This window comes from Prauserella oleivorans (assembly GCF_042685745.1).
In the GTDB taxonomy this organism is placed as follows: Bacteria; Actinomycetota; Actinomycetes; order Mycobacteriales; family Pseudonocardiaceae; genus Prauserella_A; species Prauserella_A oleivorans.
This window is the reverse complement of sequence record NZ_JBHUNT010000001.1, coordinates 862,608-880,943: the sequence shown is the minus strand read 5'-3', so window position 1 is coordinate 880,943 and position 18,336 is coordinate 862,608. Positions and strand designations below refer to the sequence as shown.

17 protein-coding genes are annotated in these 18,336 nt (G+C 70.5%); 8 read left to right on the top strand and 9 right to left on the bottom strand.

What is annotated here, in order from left to right; translation table 11 throughout:
• Nucleotides 1–43: 43 nt before the first annotated feature.
• Nucleotides 44–1,294: an aminotransferase family protein gene (locus ACFSZT_RS04330; RefSeq protein ID WP_377395821.1), complete on the bottom strand. Its 1,251-nt coding sequence runs from the start codon at nucleotides 1,292–1,294 to the stop codon at nucleotides 44–46.
• Complete coding sequence (locus ACFSZT_RS04325) at nucleotides 1,294–2,724, bottom strand: M20/M25/M40 family metallo-hydrolase (protein ID WP_377396332.1); 1,431 nt, start codon at nucleotides 2,722–2,724, stop codon at nucleotides 1,294–1,296. The genes ACFSZT_RS04330 and ACFSZT_RS04325 overlap by 1 nt, the downstream gene beginning before the upstream one ends.
• A 364-nt stretch (nucleotides 2,725–3,088) precedes the next feature.
• Between ACFSZT_RS04325 and pdhA the strand changes: the two genes are divergently transcribed.
• The 3 genes from pdhA to ACFSZT_RS04310 are packed head-to-tail and all read left to right on the top strand — an operon-like array spanning nucleotide 3,089 to nucleotide 6,718.
• Nucleotides 3,089–4,303: a pyruvate dehydrogenase (acetyl-transferring) E1 component subunit alpha gene (pdhA, locus tag ACFSZT_RS04320; RefSeq protein ID WP_377395818.1), complete on the top strand. Its 1,215-nt coding sequence runs from the start codon at nucleotides 3,089–3,091 to the stop codon at nucleotides 4,301–4,303.
• The gene (locus ACFSZT_RS04315) at nucleotides 4,303–5,331 is read left to right on the top strand and encodes an alpha-ketoacid dehydrogenase subunit beta (RefSeq protein WP_377395815.1); all 1,029 of its coding nucleotides are present in this window, start codon (nucleotides 4,303–4,305) and stop codon (nucleotides 5,329–5,331) included. Before pdhA ends, ACFSZT_RS04315 begins: the two co-directional genes overlap by 1 nt.
• Before the next feature lie 16 nt (nucleotides 5,332–5,347).
• Complete coding sequence (locus tag ACFSZT_RS04310) at nucleotides 5,348–6,718, top strand: dihydrolipoamide acetyltransferase family protein (RefSeq protein ID WP_377395812.1); 1,371 nt, start codon at nucleotides 5,348–5,350, stop codon at nucleotides 6,716–6,718.
• Here the strand turns inward: ACFSZT_RS04310 and ACFSZT_RS04305 are convergent.
• The gene (locus ACFSZT_RS04305) at nucleotides 6,715–7,986 is read right to left on the bottom strand and encodes a pentapeptide repeat-containing protein (RefSeq protein ID WP_377395809.1); all 1,272 of its coding nucleotides are present in this window, start codon (nucleotides 7,984–7,986) and stop codon (nucleotides 6,715–6,717) included. The two genes, ACFSZT_RS04310 and ACFSZT_RS04305, sit on opposite strands and share 4 nt — an antisense overlap.
• Before the next feature lie 68 nt (nucleotides 7,987–8,054).
• Between ACFSZT_RS04305 and ACFSZT_RS04300 the strand changes: the two genes are divergently transcribed.
• Nucleotides 8,055–8,507, top strand: coding sequence for an FxsA family protein (locus tag ACFSZT_RS04300; protein ID WP_377395806.1), 453 nt, complete (start codon nucleotides 8,055–8,057; stop codon nucleotides 8,505–8,507).
• Nucleotides 8,508–8,524: 17 nt separating this feature from the next.
• On the opposite strand, the gene ACFSZT_RS04295 is transcribed toward ACFSZT_RS04300, so the two are convergent.
• Nucleotides 8,525–9,076 carry an SCP2 sterol-binding domain-containing protein gene (locus tag ACFSZT_RS04295; RefSeq protein WP_377395804.1) on the bottom strand — a complete coding sequence of 184 codons (552 nt, stop codon included), beginning with the start codon at nucleotides 9,074–9,076 and terminating at the stop codon, nucleotides 8,525–8,527.
• An 88-nt stretch (nucleotides 9,077–9,164) separates the two neighbouring features.
• Here ACFSZT_RS04295 and ACFSZT_RS04290 point away from each other — a divergent pair, with 88 nt between their 5' ends.
• On the top strand, nucleotides 9,165–9,824 hold the full coding sequence (locus ACFSZT_RS04290) for a TetR/AcrR family transcriptional regulator (protein WP_377395802.1): 660 nt from the start codon (nucleotides 9,165–9,167) through the stop codon (nucleotides 9,822–9,824).
• Here the strand turns inward: ACFSZT_RS04290 and ACFSZT_RS04285 are convergent.
• Together ACFSZT_RS04285 and ACFSZT_RS04280 are read right to left on the bottom strand one after the other, a co-directional pair.
• Nucleotides 9,811–10,668 carry a MaoC/PaaZ C-terminal domain-containing protein gene (locus tag ACFSZT_RS04285; RefSeq protein WP_377395799.1) on the bottom strand — a complete coding sequence of 286 codons (858 nt, stop codon included), beginning with the start codon at nucleotides 10,666–10,668 and terminating at the stop codon, nucleotides 9,811–9,813. The two genes, ACFSZT_RS04290 and ACFSZT_RS04285, sit on opposite strands and share 14 nt — an antisense overlap.
• A 1-nt stretch (nucleotide 10,669) precedes the next feature.
• Nucleotides 10,670–12,016, bottom strand: coding sequence for a 3-oxoacyl-ACP reductase (locus ACFSZT_RS04280; RefSeq protein ID WP_377395796.1), 1,347 nt, complete (start codon nucleotides 12,014–12,016; stop codon nucleotides 10,670–10,672).
• Nucleotides 12,017–12,112: 96 nt separating this feature from the next.
• Here ACFSZT_RS04280 and ACFSZT_RS04275 point away from each other — a divergent pair, with 96 nt between their 5' ends.
• Nucleotides 12,113–13,441 carry an acetyl-CoA C-acetyltransferase gene (locus ACFSZT_RS04275; RefSeq protein WP_377395793.1) on the top strand — a complete coding sequence of 443 codons (1,329 nt, stop codon included), beginning with the start codon at nucleotides 12,113–12,115 and terminating at the stop codon, nucleotides 13,439–13,441.
• Nucleotides 13,442–13,587: 146 nt separating this feature from the next.
• On the opposite strand, the gene ACFSZT_RS04270 is transcribed toward ACFSZT_RS04275, so the two are convergent.
• Nucleotides 13,588–14,415, bottom strand: coding sequence for a potassium channel family protein (locus tag ACFSZT_RS04270; RefSeq protein ID WP_377395790.1), 828 nt, complete (start codon nucleotides 14,413–14,415; stop codon nucleotides 13,588–13,590).
• 178 nt (nucleotides 14,416–14,593) lie between these two features.
• Between ACFSZT_RS04270 and ACFSZT_RS04265 the strand changes: the two genes are divergently transcribed.
• Both ACFSZT_RS04265 and ACFSZT_RS04260 read left to right on the top strand, forming a co-directional pair.
• Entirely contained in the window at nucleotides 14,594–15,571 is a 978-nt protein-coding gene (locus tag ACFSZT_RS04265) for an ATP-binding cassette domain-containing protein (protein ID WP_377395787.1), read from the top strand.
• 70 nt (nucleotides 15,572–15,641) lie between these two features.
• Nucleotides 15,642–16,457 carry an ABC transporter permease gene (locus ACFSZT_RS04260; RefSeq protein ID WP_377395784.1) on the top strand — a complete coding sequence of 272 codons (816 nt, stop codon included), beginning with the start codon at nucleotides 15,642–15,644 and terminating at the stop codon, nucleotides 16,455–16,457.
• 102 nt (nucleotides 16,458–16,559) lie between these two features.
• On the opposite strand, the gene ACFSZT_RS04255 is transcribed toward ACFSZT_RS04260, so the two are convergent.
• Nucleotides 16,560–17,129 (bottom strand): DoxX family protein, encoded by a 570-nt coding sequence (locus ACFSZT_RS04255; protein WP_377395781.1) that lies wholly within the window; start codon nucleotides 17,127–17,129, stop codon nucleotides 16,560–16,562.
• A gap of 128 nt (nucleotides 17,130–17,257) precedes the next feature.
• Nucleotides 17,258–18,271: a glycerophosphodiester phosphodiesterase gene (locus ACFSZT_RS04250; protein ID WP_377396329.1), complete on the bottom strand. Its 1,014-nt coding sequence runs from the start codon at nucleotides 18,269–18,271 to the stop codon at nucleotides 17,258–17,260.
• Nucleotides 18,272–18,336: the final 65 nt, after the last annotated feature.

The window sequence follows — 18,336 nt, the reverse complement described above, 5'->3', positions numbered from 1 at the left end:
GAAGGGACACCACGCTCGGGTCGGCGTCCCTTCCCGGGTCGCGTCAGGACAGGGCGGCCTCGATGCCCGCCGTCATACTCGCGCGGAGGAAGTCGAGCTCCTCGTCGGTGATCGTCAGCGGCGGCGAGACGACCAGCGAGTCGCCGCCGAGCACGCGCACGATGAGCCCATGCTCGCGCACGGAGCGCGCGACGCGGTGGATGACGCTCTTGTCCGGCAGCGCCTCCGGGGCGAGCCGGACAGCGCCGAGCAGCCCGGTGCCGCCGCGCACCTCGGTGACGGCCGCGTGCTCGCCCACCGCGAGCAGAGCCTCGTGCAGCAGCTTCTCCATCTGGCGCGAGCGCGCCGGCAGCTCCTCGCGTTCCAGGATGTCGAGGTTGGCCAGCGCGGCCGCGGCGACGCTCGGGTGACCGGAGTACGTCGGACCGTGCGGGAACGCATGGCCCGGCGCCTGCCAGAACACATCCGCCACTCGCGCCGACACGGCGACGCCGCCCAGCGGCAGGTACCCGCTCGTGACGCCCTTGGCGAAGGTGATGAGGTCCGGGCGCAGGCCCCACCGCTCGACCCCGAACCAGTCGCCGAGCCTGCCGAACCCGCCGATCACCGAGTCCGCCACGAACAGCACACCGGTCTCGGCGCAGATGTCGGCGACGGCCTCCAGGTAGCCGGGTCGCGGCGCCCACGCTCCGCCCGCGCCCTGCACCGGCTCGGCGAAGAACGCGGCGACCTTCCCGGCACCGATGCGCTCGATCGCGGCGCGCAGGTCCTCGGGGTCGTCGCGGTCGACGCGCGTGGCGTCGGCGAGCACCGGGCCGAAGCCGTCCCGGTTGGCCTCGATGCCCGCGATGCCGGTGCCGAATCCGTTGGTGCCGTGATAGGAACCGCGCCTGCTGAGGATGTGCACGCGCTCGGGCTCGCCGCGCCGCGCCCAGTACAGCCGGGCGAGTTTGGCGGCCGTGTCGATGGACTCGCCACCTCCGGAGGTGAAGAAGATCTTCGCGTCGTCCATCGGCGCCAGCGCGGACAGCCGGGCGGCGAGCCGCTCGGCGGGTTCGTTGCTGTAGTCGTGGAAGGTGAAGTAGGTGTCGAGCTTGCGCATCTGCCCGGCGACCGCCTCGACGATCTCGCTCCGCCCGTGTCCGACGTTGCAGTACCAGAGCCCGGCCGTGCCGTCGAGGTAGCGCTTGCCGTCGCGGTCGTACACCCAGACGCCCTCGGCCCGGTCCACGACGAACGGGTGCTCCTTGACCTCCGCCATGTTGGCGAAGGGGTGCCAGAGCTTGGTCTCCATCAGTCTCCTTCCCCGGCCCGTCCGGCCGTGGCGTGTGCGTGCAGGATTCGGGCGACGGCCTCGGTGACCCGCTCGGTCTGTTCCAGGTGCAGCCACTCGTCGGGGACATGGGCGTTGTTGCCCGGGCCCCGCGGCCCCGTGACGACGAACTGCGCGTCGGGATACGCGCGCCCGAACATGCCGAGGAACGGGATCGTGCCACCGAGTCCGAGGGCCCGCCACGGCTTGCCGAACACGTCGGCGCTGACGGCGTCCAATGTGGACTCCAGCCACGCCGCACGCGGCGGTGAGTTCCAGCCGTCGGCGGCCTCGGCGCGGGCGATCTCCACCTGCGCGCCGAAGGGGACGTCGGTGGTGAGTGTCTTCTCGACGGCACGCAGCGCCGCGCCGGCATCGACGGTGGGCGGCAGCCGGAAGCTCAGCTTCAGGCTCGTGTAGGGGCGCAGCACGTTGCCCGCGTCGAGCAGCGGCGGCAGCCCGTCGGCGCCGGTGACGGAGAGCGTCGTGCGCCAGGTGTTGGCCAGGGTCAGCTCCACGATGTCGTCCGTGGCGTACCGCATGCCCTCGACCAGCGGCAACTGCGGCGTCAGGAACCCCTCGGCGGCCGCCACGCGCACCTCGGCGAGCCGGTCGGGAGGCACCGCCACGGTGAGCTCGGGCAGTTTGAACCGGCCGCTGCGCGGGTCCTCGATGCGATCGAGCAGTTCGCGCAGGATCCGGAAACTACTGGGCACGAGGCCGCTGGCGTGCCCGGAGTGGACCCCGGCGGTGAGCACCCGGACGGTCACGTCGAGGAAGGCGATGCCGCGCAGCGACGTCGCCAGCCACAGCCGCTCGTAGTCGGCGCCGGAGGTGTCCAGGCAGACGACGAGTCCGACTTTGCCGAGCCGCGGGCCGAGGTGACTCAGGTAGGCGTCGAGGTCCGGGCTTCCCGACTCCTCACCGGTCTCCAGCAGCACCACCGTGCGCGCGTGCCTGCCGCCCGCGGCGTGCAGGGCTTCCAGCGCGGTCGCGGCGGCGTACCCGGCGTAGCCGTCGTCGCCCGCGCCGCGGCCGTAGAGCCGCTCGTCCTTGACCACCGGCGTCCACGGCCCGAGCCCCGGCGACCACGCCCCGGCCGCGGGCTGCTTGTCCAGGTGGCCGTAGACGACGACGGTCTCGTCGGTGGTCGCGTCCCGCGCGGGTACGTCGAGCAGCAGCACCGGCGTGCGGCCCGGCAGCTCGACGACATCGGTGCTCGCTCCGGCGATCGGGCGGTCGGCGAGATACCGGCGCACGTGGTCGACGGCGGCGTGCAGCCGGCCGGCCGCGGCCCAGTCGGCGTCGAATGCGGGCGAGAGTGCCGGGATCTCCACGAATCCGGACAGGCTCGCCAGCGCGTCCCGTGCCCACCGGTCTCGAACCGTCTGCCGCATCACCGCGTTGTCCATGACCTCGATCGTGGCACGAAACAGCTGTGTCACGAGTCACAGTGAGCGAGCGGCCGTGCACACCACGCGCCGGTCCCCGCACCAGGCCTTGGCAGCGGGGCAGGTAGGCCCCGGATCCGAGCACCGACTTTCGGCGGCCCCACGGTCGGGCTTCCTAACGTTTCCGCAGCTCAGCGACCACCTGGCGGCAACAAATCGGTCTTCTCCCCTCCGCAAAACACACCCATTCGTGCCAGGATGACGAACGTGAACCGTCACCGCCGACGGGCAACGAGCGCACGGATCCGATGCGTCACGGTGGCCGCCGGCGAGCCGCCGCGGCTGCCACAAGCGGCTGCGCGGCACGACCCCAAGGAGATAGCGCATGCCGTCCCCAGAACAGTGGACGCGCCCGGAGCCTGGCGCCGGACCGGCCGCGACAGCGGCACAACCGTCCCCAGAGCAGGTGATCGCGGGTTTGCGAGCGACGACAGAAGGCGGTGCTGAGCTCACTCAGCTCCTGACGCCCGAAGGTGAACGGCTCCCATCGGCCCAGTTCGACCCGTACGTCGCCGACGTCGACGCCGAGGCACTCCGCGGGCTCTACCGGGACATGGTGCTCGTCCGGCGGGCCGACCGGGAGTCCAACGCGATGCAGCGGCAGGGCCAGCTCGGCATCTGGGTCCCGCTGCTCGGCCAGGAAGCGGCGCAGATCGGCTCGGGGCGCGCCCTGAAGCCGCAGGACATGGCGTTTCCCAGCTACCGCGAACACGGCGTCGCCTACGCACGCGGCGTCGACTTCCGTGAGCTGCTCGGCATCTTCCGGTGCAGCGACCACTGCGGCTGGGACCCCGCCGAGCACGGCTTCCACCCGTACACGATCGTCATCGGCAACCAGGTGCTCAACGCCACCGGCTACGCCATGGGCCAGAAGTTCGACGGCAAGGTCGGCAACGCCTCCGCCGAGGACAACGAGGCCACCATCGTCTACTTCGGCGACGGCGCCACCAGCCAGGGCGACGTCCACGAGGGCTTCGTATGGGCGGCCGTCTACGACGCGCCGATCGTGTTCTTCTGCCAGAACAACCAGTGGGCCATCTCCGAGCCGACCGAACGGCAGTCGCGGCTGCCGCTGTACCAGCGAGCCCGCGGGTACGGCTTCCCGGGTGTCCGCGTCGACGGCAACGACGTGCTCGCTTGCCTGGCCGTGAGCCGCTGGGCGCTCGACGAGTGCAGGCACGGCAACGGACCGGTGCTGATCGAGGCGTTCACATACCGCATGGACGCTCACACCACCACCGACGACCCCACGCGCTACCGGCTCTCCGACGAGCTGGAGGCATGGAAGCTCAAGGACCCGATCGAGCGGGTCCGCGCCCACCTCGCGCGCACGGGCGGTGCCGACCAGGCGTTCTTCGACGAGGTGCAGGCCGAGGCCGACGCTTTCGCCGCCGAGCTGCGCGACTTCTGCTTCAACATGCCCGACCCGCCGCCGGAACGGATCTTCGCCAACGTCTACGCCGAGCCGTCGCCGGTGCTGGACGCCCAACGCGAGGAGTACCTCTCCTACCTCGCCGGCTTCGCGGGAGGTGAGCGGTGATGGCGGCTCCCGTGACCACGCCCGTGGCCGACGCGACGCAGGCCGTGCAGCAGCTGACCATCGGCAAGGCGCTCAACCAGGGCCTGCGCGCGGCGATGGAGGCCGACCCGAAGGTCATCGTGATGGGCGAGGACGTCGGCAAGCTCGGCGGCGTCTTCCGGATCACCGACGGTCTGCAGAAGGACTTCGGCGAGCACCGCGTGCTGGACACACCGCTGGCCGAATCCGGCATCGTGGGCACCGCGGTGGGCCTGGCCGTGCGCGGGTTCCGGCCCGTGTGCGAGATCCAGTTCGAGGGGTTCATCTTCCCGGCGTTCGACCAGATCTCCAGCCAGCTCGCGAAGCTGCACTACCGCTCGCAGGGCCGCGTGACGGTGCCGGTCGTGATCCGGGTGCCCTACGGCGGTGGCATCGGCGCGGTGGAACACCACTCGGAGTCTCCGGAGTCGCTGTTCGCGCACATCCCGGGGCTGAAGGTCGTCTCCTGCTCCAACCCGGTCGACGCGTACTGGATGATCCAGCAGGCCATCCGGTGCGACGACCCGGTGCTGTTCTTCGAGCCGAAGCGGCTCTACCACTCGGGCGCGCTGAAGGCACCGGTCGACACCTCGGCCACCCCGGACCCGCTGTTCAGCTCGCGCGTGCTGCGGCGCGGTGACGCGGCGACCCTCGTGGCGTACGGCCCGTCGGTGAAGGTGTGCCTCGACGCGGCCACGGCCGCCGAGGAGGAGGGCCGGTCGCTGGAGGTGATCGACCTGCGGACGCTCTCGCCGCTGGATCTGGCGCCGGTGTTCGAGTCGGTGCGGCGGACCGGCAGGCTCATCGCGGTCAGCGAGGCCCAGGCGGAGTCGTCGCTGACCTCGGAGGTCGCGGCCCGCGTGCAGCAGGAGTGCTTCTACTCGCTGGAGGCGCCGGTCCTGCGCGTGACCGGATTCGACACGCCCTACCCGCCCGCGAAGCTCGAGGAGCACTTCCTCCCGGATCTCGACCGGGTGCTGGACGCCGTCGACCGCGCGCTGGACTGGTGAGGGGGTTTTTCGAAGCATGCCTGAGTACAAGCAGTTCCCCCTCGCCGACACCGCTGAGGGGCTGACCGAGGCCGAGATCCTCAACTGGCGCGTCAAGCCCGGCGACGAGGTACAGGTCAACCAGATCGTCGTGGAGATCGAGACGGCGAAGGCGGCCGTCGAGCTGCCGATCCCGTGGGCGGGCGTGGTCACCGAGCTTCTCGTGGAGCCGGGACAGACGGTGGAGGTCGGCACGCCGATCCTCACCGTCGACGTGGACCCGCATGGCACGGCGTCCACCGGAGGCACCACGGCCGGCGCCACACCCGCGATGAACGGCACCGCGCACGCCGCCGAGGCGAGCACGGACGAGATGAAGCCGCTGGTGGGCTACGGCTCCAAGACCGTCGTGGCCAAACGCCGTCCCCGCAAGGCCGCACGCGGCACACCGGCCGTGGCGGGAAGCACGAACACGGGCACCGACGCGGGCACGAATGCAGTCGTGGCCGAGCCGGCCCCGATGGTGCCCGCCCAGCGCGGCGGTTACGTGCCGCTGGCGAAGCCGCCGGTGCGCAAGCTGGCGAAGGAGCTCGGCGTCGACCTGCACGCGCTCGCCGGCTCCGGGGACGGCGGCGTCATCACCCGCGAGGACGTCGAACGCGCGGCCGCGCGGGAGACACCTGCCGTGCCCGCGCACGCCGAGCCGGGGACGCGGGAACGTCGCGTGCCGATCAAGGGCGTGCGCAAGGCGACGGCCGAGGCGATGGTGCAGAGTGCGTTCACCGCACCGCACGTCACCGAGTTCCTCACGGTCGACGTCACACCGATGATGGAGCTGCGGGAGCGGCTCAAGAGCCATCCCACGTTCGCCGGGGTGAAACTGACGCCGCTGGCGTTCACCGCGAAGGCCGTGTGCCTGGCGGCCAAGCGGACACCCGAGGTCAACTCGGTGTGGGACGGCGAGGCGGGCGAGATCGTCTTCAAGGACTACGTGCACCTCGGGATCGCCGCGGCGACGCCGCGTGGGCTCGTGGTGCCGAAGATCCGCGACGCCGACTCGATGTCGCTCGTGGAGCTGGCCACCGCGCTGGAGCAGCTCACCGCCACGGCGCGGGAGGGCAAGACGCCGCCCGCGGACATGCTGAACGGGACCTTCACCATCACCAACGTCGGCGTGTTCGGCGTGGACACCGGCACGCCGATCATCAACCCCGGAGAGTCCGCGATCCTCGCGCTCGGCGCTATCAAGGACATGCCGTGGGTGGTGGACGGTGAGCTGGCCGTGCGGAAGGTGCTGCAGCTGTCGCTGAGCTTCGACCACCGGGTCATCGACGGCCAGCAGGGCTCGCAGTTCCTCGCCGATGTCGGTGCGCTGCTCGCCGACCCGGCCATGGCCATCACGTACTAGGCCGGTGCCTGATCGTCGCGGTCCGCCGGTGCTCCGGTGGACCGCGACGACAGCTCCCGCGTGTACGCCCCGGGCAGGTCACAACCGACGAGCTCCAGCCCGCGGACGTGGATCCGCCCCGCGGGCGGCTCGCCCGGCAGCCGGAACTCGACGTTCTCGAACCGCGTGTGCAGCAGCCACAGCGGGCCGGGCTCGGGGCTGACGACGTGCCGGAGATCGAAGGAGCCATCGGTGAATCGCGAGTCCTCGATCGACACCCGGCCATGGGGCGACGCGCCGTCGTGGAAGGCGAGCAGGTCGTTCAGCAGCTCGAAGCTCAGCTCCACGTCGCTGAACTCGCACGACTCGAACCGCAGCACGCCCGACCGCACGGTCACGGCGGAGAAGTCGAGCTTCTGCTTGCCGAATGCCACGCGGTAGAAGTCGACCGAACGTCCGCGCAGCTCGGCGTCCCGGAAGTCCACCACCTCGCCGCCGAACCGCGTACCGACGAACTCGACCCCGGTGCCGAGGAACCGGGCCGAGGTGAACGTCGTCAGCCGGGAGTCGAAGCTCGTGCCGTGGCAGCTGAGCGTTCCGTGGAACCGGGCGTGGTCGAAGGAGGTTCGTTCGCCTTCGAAGACCGCGCCGTCGAAGGTGACGTCACCGCCGAAGACCATCCCGCTGAAGTCGGCGTCGACAAACCTCACGCCCGTGAAGTCCAGCGCCACCTGCCGCCAGTGGCCACCCGTGCGCATGCGTTCCCGGACGATGCGCAGCACGGTGTCGCGGACCTCCACCTCGCCGGGATCCGGTTCGGCCGAGCCGAGCCGCAGATAGCCGCACAGCACATCGACGCAGACCTGGCGCTTGGCCAGCCAGTCGTCCGCGAGCCCGGCCATCGCGTACACGCCGGCGATGCGCACGGCCGGGCTCTCGTGGGCGAGCTGTTCGGCCGCGGTGCCGAACCGTTCGTTGAACGACTGCACCTGCTCCCGCTCGCCGCGCTCCACGGCGAGGTCGTGTTCGGCCTCCGCCACCCGCTGCCTGCGCAGATTCACCGCCAGCAGCACCACCCCGCCGAACCCGGCCACGACGGCCAGGGCGATCTTGAGCAGCTCCAGCGTTTGTGCGACACCGAACTCGCCTGCTGCCGGGATCCGGGGCCAGCCCAGCAGCGCGAGCAGGCCCGCCGCGGTACCTCCCGCGACGGCGACGCCGAGCACCAGCCAGCCGAACACCGACATGCCGATGCTCGACCGCAGGCGCCGGACGGTGAAGCGATCCACGAGGCGTGAGGTTAGCGGCGCGGCGCGTGGCGCGGGATCAAACCGGAGGGCCGACGCGTTGTTCCGGTATGGCCGTCGTGTTCCTGCTGTACGTGATCGCCGAGGTGGCCGCCGTCTGGGCGGTCGCGTCGCTGATCGGTGTCCTGCCGACCCTGGGTGTGCTGCTCGCCGGTGCGTTCCTCGGCTCCTGGCTCGCCCGGCGCGAAGGGGGCAAGGCGGCGCGCGCGTTCCTGACCACGGCACGTTCCGGCAAGTCACCGCACGCGGAGATCACCGACGGCATGCTCGTCGGGGTCGGTGGGTTGCTGATCCTGCTGCCCGGCTTCGTCAGCGACGTCCTGGGGCTGCTCTTCCTGCTGCCGCCGACCCGCGCCGTCGTCCGCAGGGCGTGGCTGCGCCGGGCCGAGCGGCGCGCTCCGCTCGGCTACCCGCGCCACCGTGGTGTGGTGATCGTCGACAGCGAGGTCGTGTCCGAGGACGGGCCGCGGCAGGACTCGCCACCGCGCGTCATCGAGGGCTGACCGCCCTCGCTGCCCGGCTACGGCTTGGGCACGTCGAAGTAGCTCATGAACCGCACCGCCGGTGCGTAGTCGCCCTTCACCTTGAGCTTGCCGGTGACGAACAGCGACGCCACTCCCGCGTTCCCGGTGGCCATCCGCAGGAAGTCCTCGACCGCGATGGTCAGCGTGGTGTCCGGCGTGAGCAGGCAGTCGGCCGTGGAGACGCAGGTGCCGTCCTCGATGACGGTCTGGAACCGGTCGTAGTCCTCGCCGTTGGGAAACCGCCAGCTCACCACGATGTCGGCGCCCTTCGCCTTCTCCGGCAGGAACCGGTCGCACATGCGGCGGAAGACCTCTTCGAGGAACAGCGGCCGCAGCTCCGGGTGCCCCGCCAGCGCCTTGAGCTGGTCCTTCGAGGCGCTGGCCACGATGTCCACGAGCACCTCGGTGGACAGCGAGCTCAGCTCGACGCCGGCCCCGGTGACGTCCAGCATGTGCAGCGTTTCCAATAGCCGCAGGAACTGCTCGGTACTCAACGCGCCCACGTCGATGCTGCGCGCGAATTCGTCCAGGACACTCCCTGAAGGCACAGCGTAAGGTTACTCAGCGGTAGATAGAGCGGCAATCCGAACGGAAGCGCCTGAAACGGTAGCGTTTTCGGCGGCGGGAGGTTACGGCGTGGCGGAGGATGCACAGCGTTCGGGGGAAAGAGCCAAGCGGCTGCCGAGGGCTGTCCGCGAGAAGCAGATCCTGGACGCCGCGGTGGCGGTGTTCGCGCAGCACGGCTACCACTCCGCATCGATGGACGAGATCTCCGAGACCGCCGGCGTGTCCAAGCCGATGATCTACAGCTACCTCGGCGCGAAGGAAGACCTGTTCACCCACTGCATCCGCCGCGAGTCCGGCAGGCTGCTCGAGGCCGTCCAGGCGGGCATCAAGGTCGACGTGCCGCCGGACATGCAGCTCTGGCACGGCCTGCGCGCGTTCTACCGCTTCGTCGCCGAACACCGCGAGTCGTGGACGGTGCTCCACCGGCACGCCCTGACGGTCGGCGGCCCGTTCGCGGGCGAGGTCAACGCGCTCCGCGGCCGGGCGATCGATCTCGTCGCACAGCTTGTCGTCTCGCAGGGCTCCCGCAAGGGGCTCGGCGAGCAGGCCGAGTTCTCCGGCAAGGGGCTCGCCGCCGCGCTCGTCGGTGCCGCCGAATCGCTGGCCGACTGGTGGCTGGACAACTCCGACGTGCCCGACGGCGTGCTCGCCTCGTGGCTGATGAACCTCATCTGGCTTGGGTTCAACGACCTCGTGGAAGGCGACGTCTGGCGTCCTAGGGAGTCGTGATGACGCCCGAGAGGTGCGGCTTCGGCGTGCGGGCGTTCCACAGCTCGAACGCCCACCCGGCACCGGTTTCACCGTCCGTGCGCCACGAGGTGAACGCCACCTTCGCGGGCAGCAGCACCGGCAGCTTGAACCGCACGTCCACGGCGTAGGCCTCGGGCAGCCGTCCCTCGAACGCCGCCAGCACGCGTGCCTTGCTCCACATGCCGTGGGCGATGGCGGCCTTGAAGCCGAACAGCTTGGCCGTCAACGGGTGCAGGTGGATGGGGTTGCGGTCGCCGGAGACCTCCGCGTACCGGCGGCCGATGTCGCCCGGCACCCGCCAGATCGCCCCGGGCGAGGGCGGCGCGAGCTGCTCACCGCGCGAGCCGGACCCGGTACCACCGCCCCGGCGCAGGTAGGTGCTCACATCGGTCCACACGAGCTCGTCATCGACCAGCGCCTCGCTGACCACGTCGAACTGCGTGCCCTTCTCGTGTGGGCGCAGGTTCTGGGTGCGCACGCGCAGCGTCATCGCCTCGCCGAGCCGCACCGGGCGGTGCTGGGTGATGCGGTTGGCGACGTGCACCATGCCGAGCAGCGGGAACGGGAAGTCCGGCTCGGACATCAACGCCATCTGCAGCGGGAACGCCAGGATGTGCGGGAACGTGGCGGGCAGTTCGTCGCCGAACCGGAATCCGCAGACCCGGTTGTAGGCGGCGAGATGGCCCGGGTCGGCGACCACACCGGAGCGCACCAGTTCCAGGTCGGGCAATGCGTCGCCGCCACGCTTGCGGAGCCCTCCCAGCACGACCTTCGGGTAGAGCGCGGCGACGTTAGGGGCGGTGTCCAGCTCCTTGACCGGCATGTCAGGCCCCCAGGAACGCCTGGCCGCACACCCGGACCACGTTGCCGTTGACCGCGGCCGACGCGGGGTTGGCGTACCAGGCGATGGTCTCGGCGACGTCCACCGGCAGCCCGCCCTGCGCGAGGCTGGAGAGCCGGCGGCCGAACTCGCGGATCATCAGCGGGACGGCGGCGGTCATCTGCGTCTCGATGAACCCGGGCGCGACGGCGTTGATGGTGCCGCCGTACTCGGCCAGCCGCGGCGCCGAGTCGTCGACCATGCCGATGACACCGGCCTTGCTCGCGGCGTAGTTGGTCTGGCCGACGTTACCCGCGATCCCGGCCATCGACGAGACACCGATGATCCGGCCGCCCTGGCGCAGCACCTTGTCGCCGAGCAGCTTGTCGTTCACGGCGAGCTGCGCGACCAGGTTGACGGTGAGCACGGCGTCCCATGCGCCCTCGGTGAGGTTGCCGAGCGTCTTGTCGCGGGTGATGCCCGCGTTGTGCACGACGATGTCGACACCGCCGTGCCGCTCGGTGAGGTAGCCGGCGAGCTTGTCCGGCGCGTCGGCCGCGGTGATGTCGAGCTGCAGCGCCGAGCCGCCCACGCGGTTGGCGACCTGCGAGAGGTCCGCGCCCTGGGCGGGGATGTCGAGGGCGACGACGTGGGCGCCGTCGCGCGCGAGCGTCTCGGCGATGGCGGCGCCGATTCCCCGCGAGGCGCCGGTGACCAGCGCGACCTTGCCCGCGAGCGGCTTCTCCCAGTTCTCCGGCGCGGTCGCGGTCGTGACACCGCCGGCGCCGATGCGGATCACCTGGCCGTCGACGAACGCCGACTTGGCGGAGAGCAGGAAGCGCAGGGTGGACTCGGTCGCGTCCTCGGCGCCCTTGGCGACGTAGACGAGCTGGGCCGTGGCGCCGCGCTTGAGCTCCTTGCCGACCGAGCGGGTGAAACCTTCGAGTGCGCGCTGGGCGATGCGTTCGCGGCCCTCGGTGACCTCCGGCGGGGTACCGAGGACGACGACGCGGCCGCAAGCGCCGACCTTGCGGATCACCGGGTGGTGGAAGCGGTACAGCTCGCGCAGCTGGGCGGGGTCGGTGATGCCGGTGGCGTCGAAGACGAGCGCGCCGTACCGGGTGTCGTCACCGGCCGGCGTGGACAGCACCTCGATGCCCGCCGCGCCGAGCTGCGTGGTCAGCTTCTTCTCGAGCCTGCCGCCCGGCGCGGCGCCCAGAAGTGCGGGACCATCGAGGGGCGGCTGGCCCGGCCGGTAGCGCCGCAGCGTCGGCGGATTGGGCAGGCCGAGCCTGGGCACCAGGAACTTGCCCACCGCGCTCTTGGTGAACTGCTGATACTTGTCCGCCATCGCAATGCCTCCCGTGCCGATTGTCACTCCCAGCCTAACCTACTCACCAGTAAGTTACACTGTCAGCGGGTGCGAGAACGCGGAGCAGGAGGAGTCATGACCTCAGCGCAGAAGTCGAGCGGCAGCCGGTCCCGGTCGAGCAGGCCGAGGGGCCCGGTGGTGCGGAAGGTCGCGATCGTCGGCGCCAACCGCATCCCGTTCGCCCGCTCGAACGGTCCCTACGCCGACGCGTCCAACCAGGACATGCTCACGGCCGCCATCGACGGGCTGGTGAGCCGGTTCTCGCTGCAGGGCGAGCAGATCGGCGAGCTCGCGGCGGGGGCCGTACTCAAACACGCCCGCGACTTCAACCTCGCCCGCGAGTGCGTGCTCGGCAGCAGGCTCGCGCCCACCACCCCCGCCTCCGACGTGCAGATGGCGTGCGGCACCGGCCTGCAGGCCGTCATCAACGTCGCCAACAAGATCGCACTCGGGCAGATCGACTCCGCCATCGCCGGCGGGGTGGACACCACCAGCGACGCACCGCTCGCCGTCAACGACGACCTGCGCAGGCTGCTCGTCAGGCTCAACGCGGCCAAGACAGTCGGCCAGCGGCTGAAGCTGCTCACCAAGCTGCGCCCCGGCCACATCGTCCCGGAGATCCCGCAGAACGCCGAACCGCGCACGGGCCTGTCGATGGGCGAGCACGCCTCGCTCACCGCGAACTCGTGGGACATCTCGCGCGCCGAGCAGGACGAGCTCGCCGCCACCAGCCACCAGCGGCTCGCGGCGGCCTACGAGCGCGGCTTCTTCGACGACCTGCTCACCCCCTTCCTCGGCCTGACCCGCGACCAGAACCTGCGCCCCGACTCCACGCCCGAGAAGCTCGCCAAGCTCAAGCCGGTGTTCGGCGGGCCGGAGGGCACCATGACGGCGGGCAACTCGACGCCGCTGTCGGACGGAGCGTCGGCCGTGCTGCTGGCCACCGAGGAGTGGGCCAAGGCGCGCAAGCTGCCGGTGCTGGCCTACCTGACGTTCTGCGAGACCGCCGCGGTCGACTACGTGCACGGCGAGGAGGGGCTGCTGATGGCGCCCGCCTACGCGGTGCCGAGGATGCTCTCCCGCGCCGGGCTCTCCCTGCAGGACTTCGACTTCTACGAGATCCACGAGGCGTTCGCCTCGCAGGTCCTCGCGACGCTGAAGGCCTGGGAGGACCCGACGTTCGCCAAGGAGAAGCTCGGGCTCGACGAGCCGCTCGGCCCCATCGACCGCGCGAAGCTCAACGTCAACGGCTCCTCGCTCGCGGCCGGCCACCCGTTCGCGGCGACCGGCGGCCGCATCGTCGGCACACTCGCGAAGCTGCTGGCGGAGAAGGGATCGGGCCGCGGACTGATCTCCATCTGCGCCGCGGGCGGACAGGGCGTGACGGCCATCCTGGAGCGGTGAACTCCCGGACTTCGGGGGTGAGCGGGGCGCGCCGTCGGGCCGGGCGAAGTCGCGCAAGCCTGCCGACTCGCATGCCGGTCGCCGGGAAGCTTCCCCGACCCCGCCGGGACGTGCCGGCTCACCATGCGAGCGACCGGTCGATACGGTCAGGGCGCGCGGGAGTCCGGATCCAATGCCGATCCGTCGGAAAGCCGCTCCCGCAGTGCCGCGATCTCGGAGGTGAGTGAGGCGATCTCGCCGCGCAGTCGTTCGGCCTCCGCCGCGCTCTGGGAACTGGCTTCGCCGGCGCGTTCGACGGTTTGCTCCATCCCGCCGAACTTCTCCACGAACCAGGACGCGATGCTCCCGGTGACCACACCGAGCAGGGCGATGCCCGCCAGCATCAGACCGGCGGCGATGAGCTTGCCCAGGGCCGTCACGGGGTAGTAGTCGCCGTAACCGACCGTGGTGATCGTGGTCATCGTCCACCACAGCGCGTCAGTGAAACCCGTGATCGTGGCGTCGGGAGCGCCGCGTTCGGCGTCGAGCGCGGCGAGCGCCGCGGACATGCCGAGCAGCACCGTGGCACCGGCGACGTACACGACGACCTGGCCGCGCACTCGCGCCTGAACGCGCCGGTTCAACAGCACCAAGACCATGACCAGTCGCAGCACCCGCAGCTGGCGCAGGATGGGCACCAGGATGACCACCAGGTCGAACACGTTGCGCAGCAGGAAGCTGCCTCGGTCGGTGGCCAGGACGAGGCGGATGACGTAGTCGGCGGCGAAGATGGCCCACGTCAGCCACATGACGACGTCGACAACGCGCTGAAGCTCCGGCGACATGCCCGGATCGAGCACTGTCCACGCGTACAGCACGAAAAGCAGCACCGACAGGCCGATCAGCGGCCACTCGGTGCGCCTCTCCCACCGGCTCAGCGCCGTCGAGGCCGCCGGGGCCGCTGCACTGCCGGAACGCACGGACTCGAAAGGCACGGCAGGCACGGAAGGCACGGAAGACTCGGAAGGCATCGCGTCAATGATGCTGTCAATGCGATCGGGCTCCGGCCACCCGGTCGCCTCGTCTCACGATTGCCCAAGCGGTCGAGCCCGGTCGACTTCGCCGACCGCTAAATCGGGCGACTTTGTCGGTGACCGCTCCTAGTCTGGCGGCATGTCCGCAAGCGACGACGGGGTCGCGGTCCGAGCGCGGAACCTCGTCAAAACCTATGGCTCGACACGCGCACTCGACGGCGTGGACCTGGACATTCCTACCGGCCAGGTCCTCGGCCTGCTCGGCCCCAACGGAGCGGGGAAGACCACGACCGTCCGCATCCTGACCACCCTGCTCAGACCGGACTCCGGGTCGGCGGAGGTGGCCGGGCACGACGTGGTGGCCGAACCGGACGCCGTCCGCGAGGCGATCGGGCTGTCCGGCCAGTACGCGGCCGTGGACGAGAACCTCACCGGCTTCGAGAACCTGTACATGGTCGGCAGGCTCTACGGCCAGAAGAAGGCGACCGCGCGCGCCCGGGCCCGGGAGCTGCTCAGCCGGTTCCGCCTTGACGAGGCCGCCGACCGGGTGGCCAAGGGCTACTCCGGCGGCATGCGGCGCAGGCTCGACCTGGCGGGCGCGCTCGTCGGGCAGCCCAGTGTGGTGGTGCTCGACGAGCCGACCACCGGGCTCGACCCACGCGGGCGGATCGAGATGTGGCAAGTCATCGAGGAGCTGGTGGCCACCGGTGCCACGGTGCTGCTGACCACCCAGTACCTCGAGGAGGCCGACCGGCTGGCCGACTCCATCGTCGTCATCGATCGCGGCCGAGTCATCGCCCGTGGCACGGCCGACGAACTCAAGAACGAGATCGGCGGGGAGCGGCTGGAACTCGTCGTCGACGAGCCCACCGAGATCCCGATCGCGGTGCGGGTGCTCTCCGAGGTCGGTGTCGGCGACCCTGCGGTGGAGGAGCACACCCGCCGGGTCGGCGTGCTCGTGGACACCGGACCGAAAGCCCTTGTCGAGGCGCTGCGCAGGCTCGATGCCGAGAACGTCGTGGTGGCCGATGTCGGGCTGCACCGGCCGACACTCGACGACGTGTTCCTGTCGCTGACCGGCCACGGCGCGAGCGAGGAGGGGGAGGAGGCGTCATGAGCGATAATCGCGCTCTCCCGCTCAGGAACGCCGACCGGGTGCGGGTTCCACGCAGGACACAGGAGGCGTCATGACCCGGTTCTCCAAGATCGTCTCCGACAGCGGGGTCATCACCTGGCGCAACGTGATGAACGTCCGGCGCAACCCCGAGTGGCTGCTCGGTGCGACGGCGTTCCCGATCATGTTCGTGCTGCTGTTCGCCTACGTCTTCGGCGATGCGATCGGCGGCCCCGGCGGCGGGGGCGCGAGCTACCGCGAGTTCCTGATCGCGGGCATCTTCGCGCAGACGGTGGCGTTCAACTCGTCTTACACGGTGATCGGATTCGCCAACGACCTGCAGAAGGGCATCATCGACCGGTTCCGCTCGCTGCCGATGTCGCGGCTGGCGGTGCTCGTCGGGCGCACCACAGCCGACCAGGTGCTGAGCGTCGTGGTGCTCGTGGTGATGACGGCGTCGGGGTTGCTGATCGGCTGGCGCATCCGCTCCAACCCGCTCGACGCCGTGCTCGGCTACCTGATGATCCTGCTGTTCGCCTTCGCGATGTCGTGGGTGGGCGCCTACATCGGACTGGTCGCCCGCAGCGTCGAGGTCGCCAACAGCGCGGGGCTGATCTGGATGTTCCCGCTGACGTTCGTGTCGTCGGCGTTCGTCCCCCAGGAGAGCCTGCCCGGCGTGCTGGGCACGATCGCGGACTGGAACCCGTTCACGGCAGCGGTGAACGCGACGAGAGACCTGTTCGGCAACACGAGCCCGACCGGCTGGCCCGCACCGGGCGGCTGGCCCGCCGAGAACGCCGCCCTGTACGCGATCCTGAGCTGTCTTGCGATCGTGGCGATCTTCGCGCCACTGGCGACCGCGAAGTATCGCCGGGTGGCGAGCCGGTAGCCAGCGCTGTCCGGCCCGGCCGGCGACCTTGTCGGGCGACCCAGCGCGCCACGGCCGCCGCGTACCGTTGCCCGGGCTCGCGCGCCTGTCGCCGTGGCGGTGTTACCGGGGGAGCACCGACTCGATGGCCTTCGTCGCCTTTCCGGCCGCCTTGCCGGTCTTGCGCTGGACGGCGCCGGTGGCCTTGCCGGTCTTGCGCTGGACGGTGCCGGCGGTGTCCTGCACCTGCTTGCCCGCCTCCTGGGCGACCTGCTTGGCGCGCCAGGCCACCGACGGCTTGCCCTCGGTGTCGGCCGCGGCGAGCAGCAGGCCACCGGCGAGTCCGGCGTTCTTGAAGAACTCGATCATCTGCTGCTGGCGTTGCTGGGGGTCCTTCTCCTCCCAGAACGGGTGCCCGGCGATGGTCGTCGGCACGAGACTGCCGAGCAGTGCCAGCGACGACACCCGCGGGAACTTGCCGAGTGCCAGCAGGGTTCCCGCGACCACCTTGACCGCGCCGTCGATGCGCACCAGGTTCGGCGGGTCCGTCGGCACCTGGTCGGGCAGCTGGTCGGCCTTGGAGGTCACGGCCTTGTGGAGAAACGGCTCCGCCATCTTGGCGTGGCCCTCCGGATCACGCAGGGCGTTGATGCCGCCGGAGATGAAGATGGCGGCGAGAAGTGGGCGTGCCACACGGCGCAGAATCATCGCGACCTTCCCTTGATGATCGGGAACACTGTCGCCGCAAGGCCTACCCACTCCTCGCCGCATTCATGTTTCTACCCGTCTCTAACTTCACGACTAGAAACACCTAGAGGATGCTAGCGGCGGTCGTACGCCCTTGGGAGCTTGAAGCCACGGTCGGCGACCACCTCGCGGAGGCGGTCCGGGTAGTCGGTGATGATCCCGTCGACGCCGTCGTCGATGAGCTTGTGCATGGTCGCCTTGTCGTTGACCGTCCAGGGGACCACCTTCAGTCCCGCCTCGTGCGCCTCGTCGACCAGCGCCTTGGTGGTGAACGGTACGTAGTCCGGGTCGTTCACGGTGCCGCCCTGCGGGTTGCCGTGGACCGGCGAGAGCGCGCTCGCCCCGAACGACGTCACCGCGCGCACCGGGCTGCCACCGAAGTCGTCGATGTCGAGCCCGCCGAGCCACGGCGACTTGCCGGGCTCGCCCACCTGGAGGAACTCCGGCTGGGTCAGCGCCACCACCGGTAGCTTGGGTGCGCGCTCGCGCATGAGCATGAGGGAGCCCCAGTCGAAGCTCTGGATCGTGACGTTGCGGGCGAAGCCGGAGCGCTCCACCTCCGAGGCCACGCGCTCCACGAACTGCTCCCGCGGAGCCGTCTCGTGCGGCGCCGCCGCCTCGACCTTGGTCTCGATGTTGAACCGGATTCCGAACGCGCGGTACTCACGGGCGAGGGCGAACAGCTCGGCCAGCGTGGGCATCTTCGCGCCGGGGGAGAGCTCCTGGTCCGGATGGTCGGGCTGCTGCTGCGATCCGCAGTCGAGCGTGCGCACCTGGGCGAACGTGAGGTCCTTGATGTACTTGCCCGCGTACGGGTACTGCGGGTCGCCGGGCGTGACCGGGCCGGTGTCGGCACACTTGGCCGGGTTGATCCGCCGGTCGTGGGTGATGACCTCCCGGCCGTCGCGCGTGATCTGCACGTCGAGCTCGAGCGTGGTGACGCCGAGCTCCATGGCCCGCGAGAACGCGGCGAGCGTGCCCTCCACGGTGAGCCCGATGCCTCCGCGATGGGCCTGGATGTCGAAGAACTTCTGCTTCGGCTCGGGCGCCGCGGTGGCCGTGGCGGTGCCGACGAGGACGGTCGCCAGCAGCGCCGCGACCGCGGCGAGCACACGCTGTGTTCTGATCACCCGCCGACCCTGACACGTCCGGG

Coding starts and splice junctions, on each gene's coding strand:
- ACFSZT_RS04330 (WP_377395821.1), bottom strand. CDS start 1,294: ATGGAGACCAAGCTCTGGCACCCCTTCGCCAACATGGCGGAGGTCAAG.
- ACFSZT_RS04325 (WP_377396332.1), bottom strand. CDS start 2,724: ATGGACAACGCGGTGATGCGGCAGACGGTTCGAGACCGGTGGGCACGG.
- pdhA (WP_377395818.1), top strand. CDS start 3,089: ATGCCGTCCCCAGAACAGTGGACGCGCCCGGAGCCTGGCGCCGGACCG.
- ACFSZT_RS04315 (WP_377395815.1), top strand. CDS start 4,303: ATGGCGGCTCCCGTGACCACGCCCGTGGCCGACGCGACGCAGGCCGTG.
- ACFSZT_RS04310 (WP_377395812.1), top strand. CDS start 5,348: ATGCCTGAGTACAAGCAGTTCCCCCTCGCCGACACCGCTGAGGGGCTG.
- ACFSZT_RS04300 (WP_377395806.1), top strand. CDS start 8,055: ATGGCCGTCGTGTTCCTGCTGTACGTGATCGCCGAGGTGGCCGCCGTC.
- ACFSZT_RS04285 (WP_377395799.1), bottom strand. CDS start 10,668: ATGCCGGTCAAGGAGCTGGACACCGCCCCTAACGTCGCCGCGCTCTAC.
- ACFSZT_RS04280 (WP_377395796.1), bottom strand. CDS start 12,016: ATGGCGGACAAGTATCAGCAGTTCACCAAGAGCGCGGTGGGCAAGTTC.
- ACFSZT_RS04275 (WP_377395793.1), top strand. CDS start 12,113: ATGACCTCAGCGCAGAAGTCGAGCGGCAGCCGGTCCCGGTCGAGCAGG.
- ACFSZT_RS04265 (WP_377395787.1), top strand. CDS start 14,594: ATGTCCGCAAGCGACGACGGGGTCGCGGTCCGAGCGCGGAACCTCGTC.
- ACFSZT_RS04260 (WP_377395784.1), top strand. CDS start 15,642: ATGACCCGGTTCTCCAAGATCGTCTCCGACAGCGGGGTCATCACCTGG.